This is a genomic window from Paenibacillus sp. SAF-068 (assembly GCF_051967555.1).
In the GTDB taxonomy this organism is placed as follows: Bacteria; Bacillota; Bacilli; order Paenibacillales; family Paenibacillaceae; genus Paenibacillus.
Window position 1 is genome coordinate 1,505,606 of sequence record NZ_JBQCJX010000001.1, and the last position, 15,229, is coordinate 1,520,834.

Here is a 15,229-nt window from a genome sequence, read left to right on the forward strand (position 1 = left end):
GTAGCTGTTCACCTAGAGTGGTACCGCGGGAACTGTTAAGTCAGCTCTCGTCTCTTATGTAGAGACGAGAGCTTTTTTGTGTTTATTTTCAGCTCATAATGAATGGATAAGGAGTGTTCGACATGTTGATGAAGCAGGCTGCGGCTGATATTGCCCCTTTAACGGGATTGAATGAAGAAGAGGTTTTAAGATTACTGGAAGTCCCACCTCAAGTGGAGATGGGGGATGCAGCATTCCCTTGTTTTGCATTGGCGAAATCATTAAAAAAAGCACCGGCAGTCATTGCCACTGAACTCGCAACTGGCTTGCAGGCCGCTGGAATTGAAGCGACTCCCGCCGGGCCGTATGTAAATATCCGTTTCAATCGGGAGAAGATCGCGCCGAATCTGCTCAAAGAACTGGGGAATGCTGCATTTGGTAAGCTTCAGCTTGGTCAAGGTTCGCGTGTTGTGATTGATATGTCTTCCCCTAACATCGCAAAACCCTTCGGAATCGGACATTTGCGTTCTACTGTAATCGGTGCAGCACTGTATCGGTTGTATAACGAAGCGGGTTATACCTCCGTAAGTGTGAATCATCTGGGAGACTGGGGAACCCAGTTTGGCAAGCAGATCGCAGCCTACAAACGGTGGGGCAATGATGAAGCGTTGCAGGCAGACCCGATCCGTACGTCACTGGAACTGTATGTGCGCTTCCACGATGAGGCAGAGAACGATCTTTCTCTGGAGATGGAGGCACGGGAGTGGTTCCGCAAGCTGGAGCAAGGGGATGAAGAAGCACAGCGGTTATGGGCGTTCTTTGTGGAAGTGAGCATGCAGGAATTCAACCGGATGTATGAACGTCTGAATGTACAGTTTGACTATACGCTGGGAGAAAGCTTTTATAATGACAAGATGGGGGCGGTGGTTGAAGAACTCCAGGCGAAAGGCTTGCTTGAAGAGAGTGATGGAGCACTCGTGGTACGACTGGAGGACGAGAACATGCCCCCTTGCCTGATTATCAAAAAAGACGGAACGACAATCTATCCCACGCGGGATTTAGCAACGGCGGTCTATCGTCATGCGGTGATGAAGGCAGATCGGTTGTTATACGTGGTCGGAGGCGAGCAGAAACTTCATTTTCGGCAGGTATTTGCGGTTTTATCCCGCATGGGGCATGAATGGTCTGCGAAGTGTGAACATATCCCGTTTGGATTAATGCGTTTTGAGGGACGGAAAATGTCTACACGCCGGGGTAAAGTTGTCTTCTTGCAGGAGGTGCTGGATGAGGCAGTCGCTCGTGCTTTGCAGATTATTCAGGAGAAAAACCCGAATCTGGAGAACCCTCAGCAGGTGGCAGAAGCGGTCGGTGTAGGTGCCATAATCTTCGGTGATCTGCGTAATAATCGGTTAAACGATGTGGACTTCTCATTGGAAGATGCGGTGAGCTTTGAAGGAGAGACCGGACCTTATGTGCAATATACCCATGCCCGGATTCTAAGTGTGCTTGCCAAGGCAGAAGAGGCAATCCGCGTGGAAAATGAAAACCATCTGACTAACCCCAGCCTTGCAGACGGTGAAAATGAAACAGTGAGCACTTCATTATTGATCGGAGATACTGCGTGGTCATTGCTGAAACTGCTCAGTGAATATCCTGAGTATCTGGCAAAAGCAATTCATCGGAATGAGCCTTCGGTCATTGCCAAATATACAATAGATGTTGCTCAAGCGTTCAACCGCTTCTATCACGCTGAACGGATTGCAGATGCGTCATCTGATGAAAGATCCTTCCGGGTGGCGTTGGCTGAGCGTACTGCTGAACGACTCTCGCACAGTCTGTATTTGCTTGGTGTGCAAGCCCCAGGACGGATGTGATTCCAGTGATATGGAGGACCCGTGGACTTTTCAGGAATTCTGATGAAACTGCACCAGACTCAACAGGTCGAGGTATAATGCTTCAACAGGTGAGCAAACGATTAGGTACTGCTCAAGTACTGAATCAAATTAATCTGGAAGTGAAGCAGGGAGAATGTGTTGTGCTTGTTGGCAGAAACGGTTCGGGTAAAAGTACATTGTTACGTATATTGGCGGGGATCTTACTACCTGATACAGGATCGATTCAGCGTACAATAAAAGGTGGTTCTGAGAAGTATGCAGTAGATGGTCTGCCACGTGTACCATTTACATCCGAAGAGTACTTGTGGGAGATGGGACGGATTCGGGGCATACGCCCCGAAGTACTGCGTGAGCGGATTAGAGAACTTAGTGAACTTTTATATCTGGATACCGCGATCCATCAGAAGTTACCGCTATTGTCCAAAGGTACATTGCAAAAAGTAAATTTGATTCAGGCTCTGTTACCTGGACCGGGCGGTCTTTTGTTGCTGGATGAACCGTTATCAGGCTTGGATATTCCAGCTCAAGAGGCTGTTGTATCCTTATTGGGGCAATGGAAGGATGAGGGGACATCGATCGTTACAGCTTGCCATGAACCGTTGCTTATTGAACGTTTGGCGGACCAGGTGATTGTGTTGAAGAAAGGCAGCGTACTCCGCTACTGGAGTCGTGAGGATATACTGCAAGCTGACGAACCGGTTGTATATATTCAAAGTCTTGCCCGTGCTGGAGTAGATCTGGCTAACGATCCATCCATTTTACATCAACCGGGAGTGTTGTCACTAGTTCGTAATACGAGCTTGGAGAACGCAAAATCTTGGGTTTGGGATTGGAGAGTGGTTCAACAATCAACAGATGATGTCCTCAGAATGATTTTGGCATCAGAAGGTTCGATTGTCTCTGTGCAACAGGAGGAAAGTCAATTACATATGGAGAGTCTGCTGGAAGGTCAGCATCCAGCTGTACATGCGAGTCGTGGCCGTGTCACAGAATCTGTGGACTTAAGCTCTTCCATGGATGATGCGGAGGGAGAAGCCGAATGATCTATCTGGCCCGATATTTGTTAAGGCATCACATTCGCTCACAGAAATATTTTGCACCGGTCATCTTTTATATCATCGCCATGTTGCTGATCTATTCTTACAAACCCAACCCAATTGCGGACAGTTACAGTGTCACGGCTATGTTGTTATTTCTGGCAGCAGCTTGGCATGGAGTAATGGTGATGAATACCGAACCTGCGAAGCAGATGCAATTACTCGTCCTTCATGCGGGGAGCAGGCGTAAGGTTGTAACAAGTCAACTCATCTGTGCCTGGATCATGCAATTCATGCTCACCGCCATTACTGTGCTGTATCCGGTGTTCGCTGGAATGTTCGAAAGACAACCCGCAGGTGAGGAGTGGATGATGACTTGGTTAGGACATCTGGTTTTATCGCTGTTGGGATTGGGCATCAGTGTATTCTTTCAAAAATCGTACATTCCCTTGCTTAGTCGCAGTATGCCAGCCCTCATTATTGTCTTATTACTATCGTTTATCCAAGGTGCCCTGAGTGAACGTTTGCCTGAATCATTAGAATGGCTTGGCCGCATGCTTCCACCAGCCTTTTATCTGGTTCGCGAGATGATGTTATTTGATGAATCAAAGATGGACACGTTCGTTTCGGTTACGCTGTGGGCTGGGCTCTATGCAATGGGGCTACTAATCATCCATGTGTGGCTGTCCGGAAGAAGAGATCTGCGGGGTTAGAAGACGCGCTTCCCGACAACTTGAATGTTGCTCTTGGTTTGGTTAGGATAGAGGGACATGGAATAGATAACATTGTACGGTTGAAGGAGGCGCTCGCAATGCAAAATACAGATATCCAGAATGGTGACATGCTGGACAGCGAACACTCCAGAGAATTGTTTGCCTATTACGGATTGGCAGTCTACTACGGGCAGGCGCTTGAACAGCAGCTGGTCAATCTGATTTTATTAATGAAAATGTCTCAGGGCAAAGCCGTGTCTGAAGAAGATTTGGAAGATCTGTACGAACGAAAGATGAGCAGTTCACTGGGGCAGCTCATTCACGAAGTGCGCCATCATTTTACATTCTCTGAGGAAGAGACTGGCCAGTTGAATGAATTATGGCAGCAACGTAACCGCATCGTACATCATTATTTCAAGGAACGGATTCATGAGACATTCAGTCCGGAAGGACGATCGCGCATGATTAAGGAATTGGAGGATTTCAAAGACCGCGCACAGGAGTTGGAGATCCGTCTTCAGCAATATACGGGTGCCTGGATTGCAGAGCTTGGTCTGGATGCTGAATCCGCAGCAGCTCTGCAATCGCTGGAGCGTATGCATACCGAGAGTATGCAAGCACGGGCTTTGGAAGAGGAGAATGACAAGTAAAAGGATAATAAGACGCTGGATTGTAATTATGGCTCTGGTTGTAATATCCGTTGGAATCCTATGGACTATCGTTACAGCAGTACGTATATCTGCATATACGGATGAGGATTCATCCAGAATATCGGACGCAGCAATCATTCTGGGTGCAGCCGTGGAGGGGGATGACCCTTCACCGGTATTTCGTGAACGTATTGAACACGGGATTGAATTATACCGTCAGGGTACAGTGGGCAGTTTAATTTTCACAGGTGGTTCGAGTGGCAATGGTGAACATGCGGAAGCTGAAGTTGGTCAGAGGTATGCCATCGCACACGGAGTAGATCCTGCGGACATTCGCATAGAGACCACATCCAGAATTACCGAGGAAAATCTGTTCAATTCCATTCCAATTGGTGAACAGGCCGGCTATCAAACCTATACGATTGTGAGTGATCCGTTACATATGAAACGGGCCATGAAGCTGGCTTCCGGACTGGGTATGGATGCCGTACCCTCTCCGACACGAACAACGGCTTATCGAACCTGGCGCAGCAAGATTCCTTTTCTCGCAAGAGAGACCGTAATGTACATGGGATATACGATCAAAGGATGGATAGACAATCCGCAGCAACCGTGAGGTTGCCCGCGGATTGTTTTTTGGTCTGGACGAAATAAACAGTAACGAAAGAGGGGACCTGATGAAAACACAAAAAAAACGATCTACACTGCAAACCTCTAGGGTAGCTGAGTAGATCGTTTTTGGTACTGCCTATTGCGCGCACATTATGGCGTGCATATTATTTTATGCATTTCCTCCTGCAAAGGAGGCTGATGTTCGAACAGTCTCGCCCGACGGATTCTCCGCCGTTGCGACCGCTGCTGCTTGCGCACCTTGCTGAAGCTGATACATCTTATAATAGCGGCCTTTAAGCTCCATTAGTTCATCATGTGCACCCTGCTCCACGATTCGCCCACGATGCAGAACCAGAATCTGATCTGCCGAACGAATAGTAGAGAGACGGTGAGCAATGATGAAGGTGGTACGTCCTTTTTTGAGGACTTCGAGTGCGTTCTGAATGAGTGCTTCCGTTTCCGTATCAATATTGGCAGTCGCCTCATCCAGAATGAGGATTGCCGGATCAAACGCCAGTGCACGAGCAAAGGAGATCAACTGACGTTGTCCAGCAGACAATGTGCTTCCTTTTTCGATGACAGGTTCGTCAAAGCCTTGAGGCAAATGAGCCAGTATACGTTCAGCACCTACATCACGCAGTGCCTGTTCAATTCGTTCACGGGAGATCTTCTCATCGCCGAGACTGACGTTGGAAGCAATGGTGCCTGTGAATAGATACGGGTCCTGCAATACAATCCCCATATGCTCTCGAATCCACTGTTTAGGCAGATCCTTGACGTTCTGACCATCGATTGTGATCTTGCCTTTTTGCGGATCATAGAACCGGAACAGCAGGTTGATGATTGAGCTTTTACCCGAACCGGTATGGCCGACCAAAGCCACCGTCTGACCCTGGGATGCTTTGAATGAGATATTGTTAAGCACGAAGTCCTTTTTATAGGCAAAGGATACATCGTCGAAGACAACATCTCCCTTGTATCTTGGCATGGAGCCATCAGTTACGGGTTCTCCTTTTTCATCCATCAGCTCAAAGACGCGACCAGCGGATACGAGAGAGGAGTCCAAGTTGGCGAGCTGATTGACCATACCCGTGATCGGCTGGAACAAACGGCCCAGAACATCAACAAAGGCATACAGAACACCCAATGAGATAATACTTGTGCCATCCAGCACACTGGAACCGAAGTACCACAGGACCACCGCAAAGGCGATATTCCGTAATACGTTAACCAGGTTATGTGAGGTGAAGGCATTCAGGTTGAGCATTTTGTTCTGGTGTTTCATATAATCATCATTCAGATCTTCGAATTCCTGCTTGGTTTGTTTCTGATGGCGGAATACGCGGATAATGGACATCCCCTGAATGGACTCGTTAATGATTGCGTTGATCTCACTCAGTCGTGATCGAATGATTGTGTTGTAGCGAGTGGCGAATTTACGATAGAGCACAATCCATGTAATGAGCATCGGCACCACGAATAACGAGATCAGACCCAGGCGAACATCAAGCAGGAAGAGTGCGACATATACACCAGTAATCGTGATGATTGCTGAGAAAAAGTTCGAAAGAACGGCAACGAACAGATCCTTAACGGCTTCTGTATCGTTCGTGACCCGTGATACAACTTTACCTGCGGGCAGGTTATCAAAAAAGTGCACCGGCAGTCGCTGAATGTGTGCATACACATCGTTACGCAGTCTTTGAATGACCTTGTTGGCCGAGGACTGCAGCCAGAATGTTTTACCGAACTCCATAATGACCGAGATCACGAGGAAAATCATGTAGTACACAATTAATTGATAGATGCTGGGCATCTCCGGTTTGTAAAAAGCAAACAGTTCACCGGCGGACAGCGGTGCTGCCGCATATTGGCCTGTCACTTCACCTGCGCGTGTAACCGTGAGGGTTCCATCCGCATATGTGCGGTCCCCGTCAGGTGCAATGACCGGTTCGTTTACAAAATAAAAACTTCTGCCGGCTTGTAATACCCGCACTTCGGAACCTTTATTTTCATCCGGTTCGAACAAGCCTTCGCGTTTGTAGTTCTTGCCTTTGTAGACTGCGGCTTCATCTGAAGCTGTCGTCTCATAGAAAGGCTGCTCGATCGCGAGCAAGTGATTGTCGATCATGGATTTGGCGATGAACGGCCCGGCTAGCTCGGCCGCAACACCAATGGTAAGCATAATTAATGCAGCAATAAATGTTCCTTTGGCTTTCAAGGCGTAATCAAGCAGCCTTTTGCCTGTATTAGACTTCAATGAATTGACCTCCTACGTGGACAGATTGGACTCGACCTGTTGCCGTTCATACTGTTCACGGTACCAGCCGTTCATGGCCAACAATTCCTGGTGAGTGCCTTCTTCCGTAATTTTTCCGTGCTCCAGTACGATGATTCGATCAGCATGTTCAATAGCAGACAGGCGATGAGTCGAGATCAGCGTCGTTTTGCCCGAGCGTTTGTTGCGTATATTTTCAATGATTTTGGCTTCAGTGCGTGCATCGACGGCAGACAAGGCATCATCGAGGATCAGAATATCAGGATTAGCGATAAAGGCACGCGCCAGCGATACCCGCTGTTTCTGTCCACCGGACAGGGAGATTCCTTTTTCACCAACGAGTGTATCCAGTCCATCGGACAAGGTTCCCAGATCCCCGTCAAAAGCGGCGGTACGAATAGCTTCCATGATGACTTCATCACTGGCCCCAGGTTTACCGAATTGAATGTTTTGACGAACGGATTTGGAGAACAGGACCTGTTCCTGTGGTACGTACCCGATCCAGCTGTGCAAGTCATCTTTGGCGATATCCTGAATCGGATGACCCGAGATGCTTAATGTGCCCGAACCGGCCGGGTATTCATGAAGCAGTTGTTTGAGCAGAGTAGACTTTCCGCTACCCGTACGACCCACCACACCCAATGTTTGACCCCGTCGCAGCGAGAAGCTGATATGACTGAGATTGTCGACTGTGGAGCTGGGATAACGGAAGGTCACATCCTGCATCGCAATTTCTTCCGGATTCGTAACGTGAGCTGGTTGCTCCACATCCTGTACGGCAGGTTCTACCGATAAAGTCTCGTTAACCCGATCAAGGGAAGCGCTACCGCGCTGCATCAAGTTGATCAATTCTCCGATAGCGAACATGGGCCAGATCATCATCCCCAGGTACATATTGAATGATACGAGATCTCCCAAGGTAATTTCATTATGAAATACAAGATATATGCCGTAGGCAAGTGCAATCACATAACTGAGTCCAACGAATAGTCGAATAGTCGGTTCAAACAGGGCATCCATTCTGGCAACGGCCAGGTTTTTGCGGTACACATCCTCAGTCACGTCGGCGAAGCGTTTCTCGTCCAGACGTTCCTGCACATAGGCACGCACAACACGGATGCCGGCGATGGATTCCAGCACCTGGTCATTCATATCTCCGAATGCATCCTGTGCCAGGGTGTAACGTTGATGTACAGCTTTACCATAGATCATCATGGCAATGGCGATAAAAGGTAATGGCAGGATTGCTGCCAAGGTTAGTTTCCAACTAACCAGGAAACCCATGGCGAACAATACGGTAGCCAGAAAGGCTGTAGAGTCTGTTAAGGTCAGCATGCCGAAGCCTGCTGTCGTGGCGATGGAACGAAGATCATTGGTGGCCCGAGCCATCAGATCTCCAGTTCTGTTTTTCTCAAAAAAGGGAGGAGTCATCCGTAACAAGTGGTCCATAAAGCGTGAACGGAGCAGCCGTTCCACCAGATTGGCACCTCCGAACAGTTTGTGCATCCAAACGTATGTAACCAGATAGATAATAATGACCGTTCCTAGAATAAGCAAGATATAACGGGTAAGTGAGGTGCCGGTAATGGAACCGCGCACAATCTCGTCGATGGCATTGCCAAGAAGACGGGGAGGCAGCAGTTCGGCAATGCCCACCAAAATAAGCAAGATGACACCGGTTAGGTATCGTTTACGTTCCAGCCGGAAGAACCAGGCCAGGTTTTTAAGTACAGAGAACAAGTGTTATCCCTTCCTTTCGATGTCCGAGAACTGAAAATTCCGTTCATGTATGCCGAAATGTACCCACAAAAAAAGACATACCGCACGCAGGCGGTATGTCTTCATATCATCATACGGCAGCATGGCTCCGAGTACAGAGCCGCCACCATATATAAGTTCGATTGTGAGTATACATCACAGAGGTTCTAATAAAAGACCGCCTGTAATGCCGACTTATGAACGGAATAATGATTTCGGGTGTGCTCCGGTATTCAATTGTGTGCTGAATTGACCTATCATATGTTTGTTAAACACCGTAATCACCCTTTCTTTTTTTGGAAATAAAACCAATGTAGACCTCGTATGTTTGCATCTTAACACCAGTTTTTACAATCTGTCAAACATTTTTCACAACTTAATTTGTCTTCATGTGCTCTCTCGGGTTTGTATTCAAGTCCCTGTCGAGATATGATGGAACATATATATACAGAAGGAGCTGACACCAAATGAGTACCATACATGTATCCGATCAAGCTGCTCGCTGGTACAAGGAAGAACTGAATTTGAACGAGGGAGACAGCATTCGATTTTTTGCCCGTTATAGCTCTGGCGGAGGTCTTCATCCTGGATTTTCGCTTGGTATTGCTGTGGAGAAACCAAGACATCCTGCGGATCAGACCGAAGTGTCGGGGATTCAATTCTTTATGGAAGATCACGATTATTGGTATCTGAAAGGGCACCAACTGCATGTCGATATCGTTGATGAAGGTCAGGACATCGAATATCGTTATACCGAAATCTAATTCTTGAAGTATCTCTAGGCAATAGATGAATCACAGGTCGCCACCGGCTTCCGAGTAGGAGGAGGGGATAAGCAGTGAATCTGCCGCCACGAGATTTGGCCCAGTATATCGCAAAACGCTCTCATATTGTTGTTAAAGCAGCGGTGCGGGCTGAGAACGAACAAGGTGAATTGCTGCTGATTCAACATGCCGGGCACGGTCATTGGCGGCTGCCAGTCGGTGAGATGCGTCCGGGGGAGGCCATTGAAGATGCTGCACATCGGGAGTTATGGGAAGAGACAGGTTGGACTGCTGATACCATGACGCTGGAAGGTCTGTATTCGGGGCCTGATCTTCGGTATCTGCACTCCAGTGGGGATGAAGAGTATCACGTCATTGCCTTGTTCCAGACACTGATCATTCAGGATGACCTTGTAGAATCTCGTGTAAATAGTGATGCGGGTCTGAAGTTTTTTACCCTGGAGTCGTTACCACCTCTGAATGAGATTAGCCGAATTCTGTTAGCGCGGGATATTGCGGAGTAAAATAAGTGCTGACGCAAAAAAAATGACCTTTGCACCCACGATAGAATGGGTACTGAGGTCATTTTTTGTGTTCGGATTTTCGTGCACTACGTGATGAATTACACCTGATCCAGTGGTTCATCATCCATTGCAAAATCAAAATCATCAATATCAAATACCTGTACAGGTGATTCCGATTCAATAATACGTGCGATCAGTTCAACCTGATCGGTGAGAATCGGGATACTCAGGCGTTGAGATGTAAGGAGCAGTTCAGTCTCGATGGGATCGAAATACTCTCCATACTGTGCCGTATCTATTGCATTGATAATGGCAATGGATACTTGGTCGCCAAATAAAATGGAGGGGCTTTTGGCCCATGGAACAAGTAACGCACGCTCTATTTTTTTCTTATTCAGCGGTTCCTCAAAATAAGAAATCATTTCATTGATTTTGGATTTCACATGCTGATCATCTGCCGGGTTATCCATCATGGGATCAGGGCTGGTCTGGAATTCATATAGCTCAAGGATGGTGGTATAAGGAACAATATATTCAACAGGCGCGTGCGGCGCTAGCAATTGACCGTAAATGGCCACCATCACGGCTTCTGTAATAAACTGACGTGACATGGTTCCTTAATCCTCCTGCGCCATTAATAGTTGCAAAGTGAATCCATAACTTCATGCAACAGCATAATCATAATGTGGATTATTCTGCTGTAGACTCGTGTACATAATTTGTCTGAATAGAAGTATATCACACAACGGTGGGAAATACAGCCAATCTGCCTAGCATGTCAGGTCACAAGCTTCACAACTTGAATCAGGATTTGCCCAGTAGCAATGATAAAATTCCTGCCGCAATCAATGGACCCACAGGTACACCCTTGAAGAGGGCAACCCCGAGGACTGTTCCGATTAACAGCCCTGCAACGACAGTTGGCTGTGTCCCCATCAGCGTAGCTCCGCGTCCTCCGAGATAGGCCACCAGTAATCCTACACCAATGGCCAGCAATGATTTCCAGTGAAGGAAAGACTCTCCGATCGTCTGAAGACTCATCTTGCCACTGGCAAGAGGTGCCATTACACCGATAGTCAGAATGATAATGCCCAGTGTAAGTCCGTATTTTTCAAGCCATGGAAATGCCTGATTCAGGTTCAGGACTCGCAGCAATAACAGAAATACCATCGCTACGGTCACAGGTGTGTTGCTGCTGATTATTCCGAGAGCCGCAAATACAAGCAACAGCAGGGAAGTCATATCCATGGTTTTCATTTCCCTTCAGTCTGTCCACGTTGTCTGCTAACGATATGTTCCGCAATGTAACGTCCATGCCAGCGTCCGGATTCAATAAAGACTTCATTGGCATTACGCCCCGAAGCGATAACTCCGCCCACATATATGCCAGGTACGCTGCTTTCCATCGTTTGTGCATCATATAGAGGTTTATCCATATCATCAGACATCTCCACACCTACCGACGTAAGTAGTTGACGATCCGGACGGAAACCCGTCATGGCCAGAACAAAGTCATTATCCAGTTCACGAGTGGAACCATCCGTGTGTATCAGACGAATCGAATCATCCAGTATTTCATTCACGCGTGATTCCAGGTGCAGCGTGATACGCCCTTTCGTCACCAGACTCTCGAACAACGGACGTACCCATGGTTTAATATGCTGGGACAGACCAGTGCCACGATAAACCATATCAATATGTGCGCCAACACGAACCAGTTCCATGGCTGCGTCCACGGCTGAGTTGCTTCCTCCGATAATGGCGACGCGTGTACGGGTATACGGGTGGGCTTCCCGGAAGTAGTGGGTCACTTTGTCTTTATCTTCTCCAGGGATGCCCAGATAGTTAGGATGGTCAAAATAACCGGTAGCTACAACTACGTTGCGTCCAACATGTACGATGGCCTCCCCGCGGCGATTGAGCGTATGTACCTCAAACGTGCCATCATCCTTGCGTTTGATTTCACGGGCTTCCTCATAGTTATGAACACGCAGACCAAAATGTTCGGCTACCCTGCGATAATAGGCGAGTGCTTCATAACGAAACGGTTTATCATTCGGGGTGCTGAACGGAACGTTTCCGATCTCAAGCAGCTCGGCTGTGCTGAAAAACTGCATATGGGTTGGATACAGATAAATAGATTGAACGATATTGTATTTCTCAACGATCACAGCGGACAAACCCAGCCGTTCACATTCAATGGCAGCAGACAGACCGCATGGGCCTCCGCCGATAATAATGACATCTTCCATGTTCTTAATCCTCCTTATTTCAAGCAATATAATCCTACCGTAAATAACGAGCCAATGCCAGTTCAAGCGTGAGTTTAACTCAGACAAGCTTAATTGAATCCTAAGGAGTTGACGTGAAGATAAGAAAAGACTAATATCAAATTAGATATTTATCTAAATGAAAGCGAGATGAACGATGATGCAGCTGGAGAAAATTGTGGCTTATCATAAAGCGCTGGCTGACCCGACCCGGCTTCGCATGCTGCTGCTGTTGGCACAGGGTGAACTGCACGGTCAGGCACTTGCCGAGCGGCTCAATCTGTCACAGCCAACCGTGACACATCATGCATCCAAGCTGAGAGAGGCGGCGCTGATTAAGGAGCGACGGGAGAAAAATACAGTGTATTTCACACTGAATCCTTCGTTTATCCGCGAGAATGCACAGGCTTCGGTTGATTTTATCTTTAAGCGAGAGGAGGTCACGGATATGAGTGATGTGAACGAAACCTTGAAAGCGTCGGTCATGAGAAATTTTTTCTCTAAAGATGGACGACTGCGTCAGATTCCGGCTCAATACAAGAAAAAGCTGATTGTACTTGGTCATCTGGTGGAACAGCTTGAATTCGGTCGGAAGTACACAGAGAAAGAGATTAATACATTTATACAGCAGTATCATGAGGATTTTGCGACCATTCGGCGGGAATTTATCATGCATCAGTTCATGTATCGGGAAGAGGAAATCTATGAAGTGAATCCGAAGGAAATGTGGACGCGCTGGGATCAGGTCAAATAGATTAGATGGGTAAATCAATAATTTGGGCTTGACAACTGCAGATGGCAGTGTGTAACATATGGATAATTCTACAAGGGAGGCGATTGTTTATGACAAACTTAAATGCAGTATACGTTAATTTGAATATGAACAGCGTCTCCGAAACGGATCAAAGCATGTAATTTTGCGTTAGCTGGATAGCAGTATCCATTATAACGTGAAGTATCGCATGCTCAGATGAAGCTACGGGTGACGCACCCGTGGCTTTTTTGTTTGCCGATAGAAGGGCGTTCCTGAATTGTTTATAGCGGATGGTTAAGCAGGCAATCCGGTATATCAACGAGAAGGATGATCTTTGATTCGGCTAACTACGTATTGCCGCGGGTGTATTTCTACTCGTGGTTTTTTGTTTTGATCTGAACCGGAGATGACTGTTCACTTGGCTTGAACGAAGTAAACAAACTATTTTGGGAGGGATTTTTATTTTAGATAACCTTATTGAGAAGTACGGCTGGTCAGCAAAGTGGCAGAAACTGTGGCAAGAGTCAGGAATGGAAGAGCAGGAGAGAACGCCGGCCAGAATTATCGCAGACCATGGACATCTGCAACGTTTGATTACAGAAGAGGGCGAATGCTGGGGGAGAATTTCGGGCCGAATGCGTCATGATAGTGTGGAGACGAGCTTGGTACCAGCGGTTGGAGATTGGGTGGCGATTACAGGTCGGGCAGGTGAGGAAGCAATTATTCACAATCTGGTGCCACGTCAGAGCAGGGTGTCGAGACAGGCGGCAGGTCCGGTGACCAAGGAACAATTAATTGCAGCAAACGTAGATATACTGTTAATCGTGGCTGCACTTAATCATGATTTCAACCTTAGACGACTCGAAAGATACGTGATGATGGCTTGGAATGGTGGCGTAAGGCCAGTCATTGTCTTGAGCAAAAGTGATCTGTGCAACAATGTGGAAGAACAGATCCGAAGTGTAGAAGGAATCGCTCCAGGCGTGGAAGTACTTGCGATATCTGCAATGGAGGGTCAAGGGAAATCATTACTGGAACGATATTTGCAGCCAGGGTTGACTGTTGCGCTCACAGGATCTTCGGGCAGTGGCAAGTCTACGCTGGTGAACTGGATGATGGGTGAGGATGTGCAGCTTACACAATCCGTCCGTGAGGGAGACAGCCGTGGTAGACATACAACAACACATCGGGAGATGTTTGTACTTCCACAGGGGGCCGTATTGATTGATACGCCAGGAATGCGTGAGCTTAACCTGTGGGATGAGGGGAATGATGGGCTGTCGCATGCGTTTGGAGAGATTGAAGAACTTGCCGCCATGTGCAGATTTTTGGATTGCAGTCATACACGGGAAGCTGGATGTGCAGTGAATCAGGCTATACAGGAAGGTTCATTGGATGAAAAAAGACTAAATAATTATCTGAAGATGCAGAAGGAATTGCAGTATCAGCAACGCAAGGAAGAAGTGGCCTCGAGAAGACGTACCGCCTCTAGCAAACCGGCCAGTAATCGCAAACCCAAGCACTCCCGAAGTGTGAAAGAGTGGGAGGAAGCTTGAAATCAGGCGGGCATCATCCGGTACCTTGCATAAGATAGGTCAGGAGGGATGTCACTATGCCAGATTACAGGATTATTGTAGATCTGTCTGACCACATGTTATATCTTCTGGATGGCAATCAGGTGATTAGGGGCTATCCCGTGGCCACGGGCAAAATGCTTACGCAGACGCCAAACGGGGAGTTCACAATTGTTAACAAACAATCCAATCCAGGTGGACCATTTGGCGTGTTGTGGATGGGGTTATCTGCCCCCCATTATGGCATACACGGAACCAATGAGCCTTGGTCTATTGGCAAATCCGTCTCCCATGGTTGTATCCGCATGTACAACTCGGATGTACTCGATCTGTCTTCCAAGGTATCTGTAGGTACGAGAGTAACGATCCGGCCCTAGGGCCGGATTTTACTTCATGAACGGTAGTTCGAAAAGTTGCTTTT

The 15,229-nt window shown here is 47.5% G+C and carries 15 protein-coding genes; 10 read left to right on the plus strand and 5 right to left on the minus strand.

Annotated elements, in window-relative coordinates; translation table 11 throughout:
• Window positions 1–122: 122 nt before the first annotated feature.
• The 5 genes from argS to ACTHPG_RS06745 all read left to right on the plus strand — a co-directional run bounded on the left by argS (window position 123) and on the right by ACTHPG_RS06745 (window position 4,890).
• Entirely contained in the window at window positions 123–1,853 is a 1,731-nt protein-coding gene (gene argS / locus ACTHPG_RS06725) for an arginine--tRNA ligase (protein WP_440388331.1), read from the plus strand.
• A 77-nt stretch (window positions 1,854–1,930) separates the two neighbouring features.
• The gene (locus tag ACTHPG_RS06730; protein ID WP_440388332.1) at window positions 1,931–2,917 is read left to right on the plus strand and encodes an ATP-binding cassette domain-containing protein; all 987 of its coding nucleotides are present in this window, start codon (window positions 1,931–1,933) and stop codon (window positions 2,915–2,917) included.
• Window positions 2,914–3,624: a hypothetical protein gene (locus ACTHPG_RS06735; protein WP_440388334.1), complete on the plus strand. Its 711-nt coding sequence runs from the start codon at window positions 2,914–2,916 to the stop codon at window positions 3,622–3,624. Before ACTHPG_RS06730 ends, ACTHPG_RS06735 begins: the two co-directional genes overlap by 4 nt.
• A gap of 98 nt (window positions 3,625–3,722) precedes the next feature.
• Window positions 3,723–4,274 carry a hypothetical protein gene (locus ACTHPG_RS06740; RefSeq protein ID WP_440388335.1) on the plus strand — a complete coding sequence of 184 codons (552 nt, stop codon included), beginning with the start codon at window positions 3,723–3,725 and terminating at the stop codon, window positions 4,272–4,274.
• Window positions 4,264–4,890, plus strand: a complete 627-nt coding sequence (locus ACTHPG_RS06745; protein ID WP_440388336.1) for a YdcF family protein — start codon at window positions 4,264–4,266, stop codon at window positions 4,888–4,890. Before ACTHPG_RS06740 ends, ACTHPG_RS06745 begins: the two co-directional genes overlap by 11 nt.
• Window positions 4,891–5,055: 165 nt before the next feature.
• Here the strand turns inward: ACTHPG_RS06745 and ACTHPG_RS06750 are convergent, their stop codons facing one another.
• Together ACTHPG_RS06750 and ACTHPG_RS06755 are read right to left on the minus strand one after the other, a co-directional pair.
• Window positions 5,056–7,146, minus strand: a complete 2,091-nt coding sequence (locus ACTHPG_RS06750; RefSeq protein WP_440388337.1) for an ABC transporter ATP-binding protein — start codon at window positions 7,144–7,146, stop codon at window positions 5,056–5,058.
• A 12-nt stretch (window positions 7,147–7,158) separates the two neighbouring features.
• Window positions 7,159–8,904: an ABC transporter ATP-binding protein gene (locus tag ACTHPG_RS06755; RefSeq protein ID WP_091031779.1), complete on the minus strand. Its 1,746-nt coding sequence runs from the start codon at window positions 8,902–8,904 to the stop codon at window positions 7,159–7,161.
• Window positions 8,905–9,389: 485 nt separating this feature from the next.
• Between ACTHPG_RS06755 and ACTHPG_RS06760 the strand changes: the two genes are divergently transcribed.
• Window positions 9,390–9,686 carry a HesB/YadR/YfhF family protein gene (locus tag ACTHPG_RS06760; RefSeq protein ID WP_017689086.1) on the plus strand — a complete coding sequence of 99 codons (297 nt, stop codon included), beginning with the start codon at window positions 9,390–9,392 and terminating at the stop codon, window positions 9,684–9,686.
• A 74-nt stretch (window positions 9,687–9,760) separates the two neighbouring features.
• Window positions 9,761–10,210 carry an NUDIX domain-containing protein gene (locus tag ACTHPG_RS06765; protein ID WP_440388338.1) on the plus strand — a complete coding sequence of 150 codons (450 nt, stop codon included), beginning with the start codon at window positions 9,761–9,763 and terminating at the stop codon, window positions 10,208–10,210.
• Window positions 10,211–10,308: 98 nt separating this feature from the next.
• Here ACTHPG_RS06765 and ACTHPG_RS06770 read toward each other — a convergent pair whose 3' ends face one another.
• From ACTHPG_RS06770 to ACTHPG_RS06780, 3 genes are all read right to left on the minus strand, one after another.
• Window positions 10,309–10,821, minus strand: a complete 513-nt coding sequence (locus ACTHPG_RS06770; RefSeq protein WP_440388339.1) for an ADP-heptose synthase — start codon at window positions 10,819–10,821, stop codon at window positions 10,309–10,311.
• Between the two features lie 193 nt (window positions 10,822–11,014).
• Complete coding sequence (locus ACTHPG_RS06775; protein ID WP_036609212.1) at window positions 11,015–11,458, minus strand: DUF441 domain-containing protein; 444 nt, start codon at window positions 11,456–11,458, stop codon at window positions 11,015–11,017.
• Between the two features lie 5 nt (window positions 11,459–11,463).
• Window positions 11,464–12,462 carry a YpdA family putative bacillithiol disulfide reductase gene (locus tag ACTHPG_RS06780; RefSeq protein ID WP_440388340.1) on the minus strand — a complete coding sequence of 333 codons (999 nt, stop codon included), beginning with the start codon at window positions 12,460–12,462 and terminating at the stop codon, window positions 11,464–11,466.
• Window positions 12,463–12,640: 178 nt separating this feature from the next.
• Between ACTHPG_RS06780 and ACTHPG_RS06785 the strand changes: the two genes are divergently transcribed.
• The 3 genes from ACTHPG_RS06785 to ACTHPG_RS06795 all read left to right on the plus strand — a co-directional run bounded on the left by ACTHPG_RS06785 (window position 12,641) and on the right by ACTHPG_RS06795 (window position 15,185).
• Window positions 12,641–13,234, plus strand: a complete 594-nt coding sequence (locus tag ACTHPG_RS06785; protein ID WP_440390157.1) for a metalloregulator ArsR/SmtB family transcription factor — start codon at window positions 12,641–12,643, stop codon at window positions 13,232–13,234.
• Between the two features lie 530 nt (window positions 13,235–13,764).
• The gene (rsgA, locus tag ACTHPG_RS06790) at window positions 13,765–14,790 is read left to right on the plus strand and encodes a ribosome small subunit-dependent GTPase A (protein ID WP_440388341.1); all 1,026 of its coding nucleotides are present in this window, start codon (window positions 13,765–13,767) and stop codon (window positions 14,788–14,790) included.
• Window positions 14,791–14,846: 56 nt separating this feature from the next.
• Window positions 14,847–15,185 (plus strand): L,D-transpeptidase, encoded by a 339-nt coding sequence (locus ACTHPG_RS06795; protein ID WP_440388342.1) that lies wholly within the window; start codon window positions 14,847–14,849, stop codon window positions 15,183–15,185.
• Window positions 15,186–15,229: the final 44 nt, after the last annotated feature.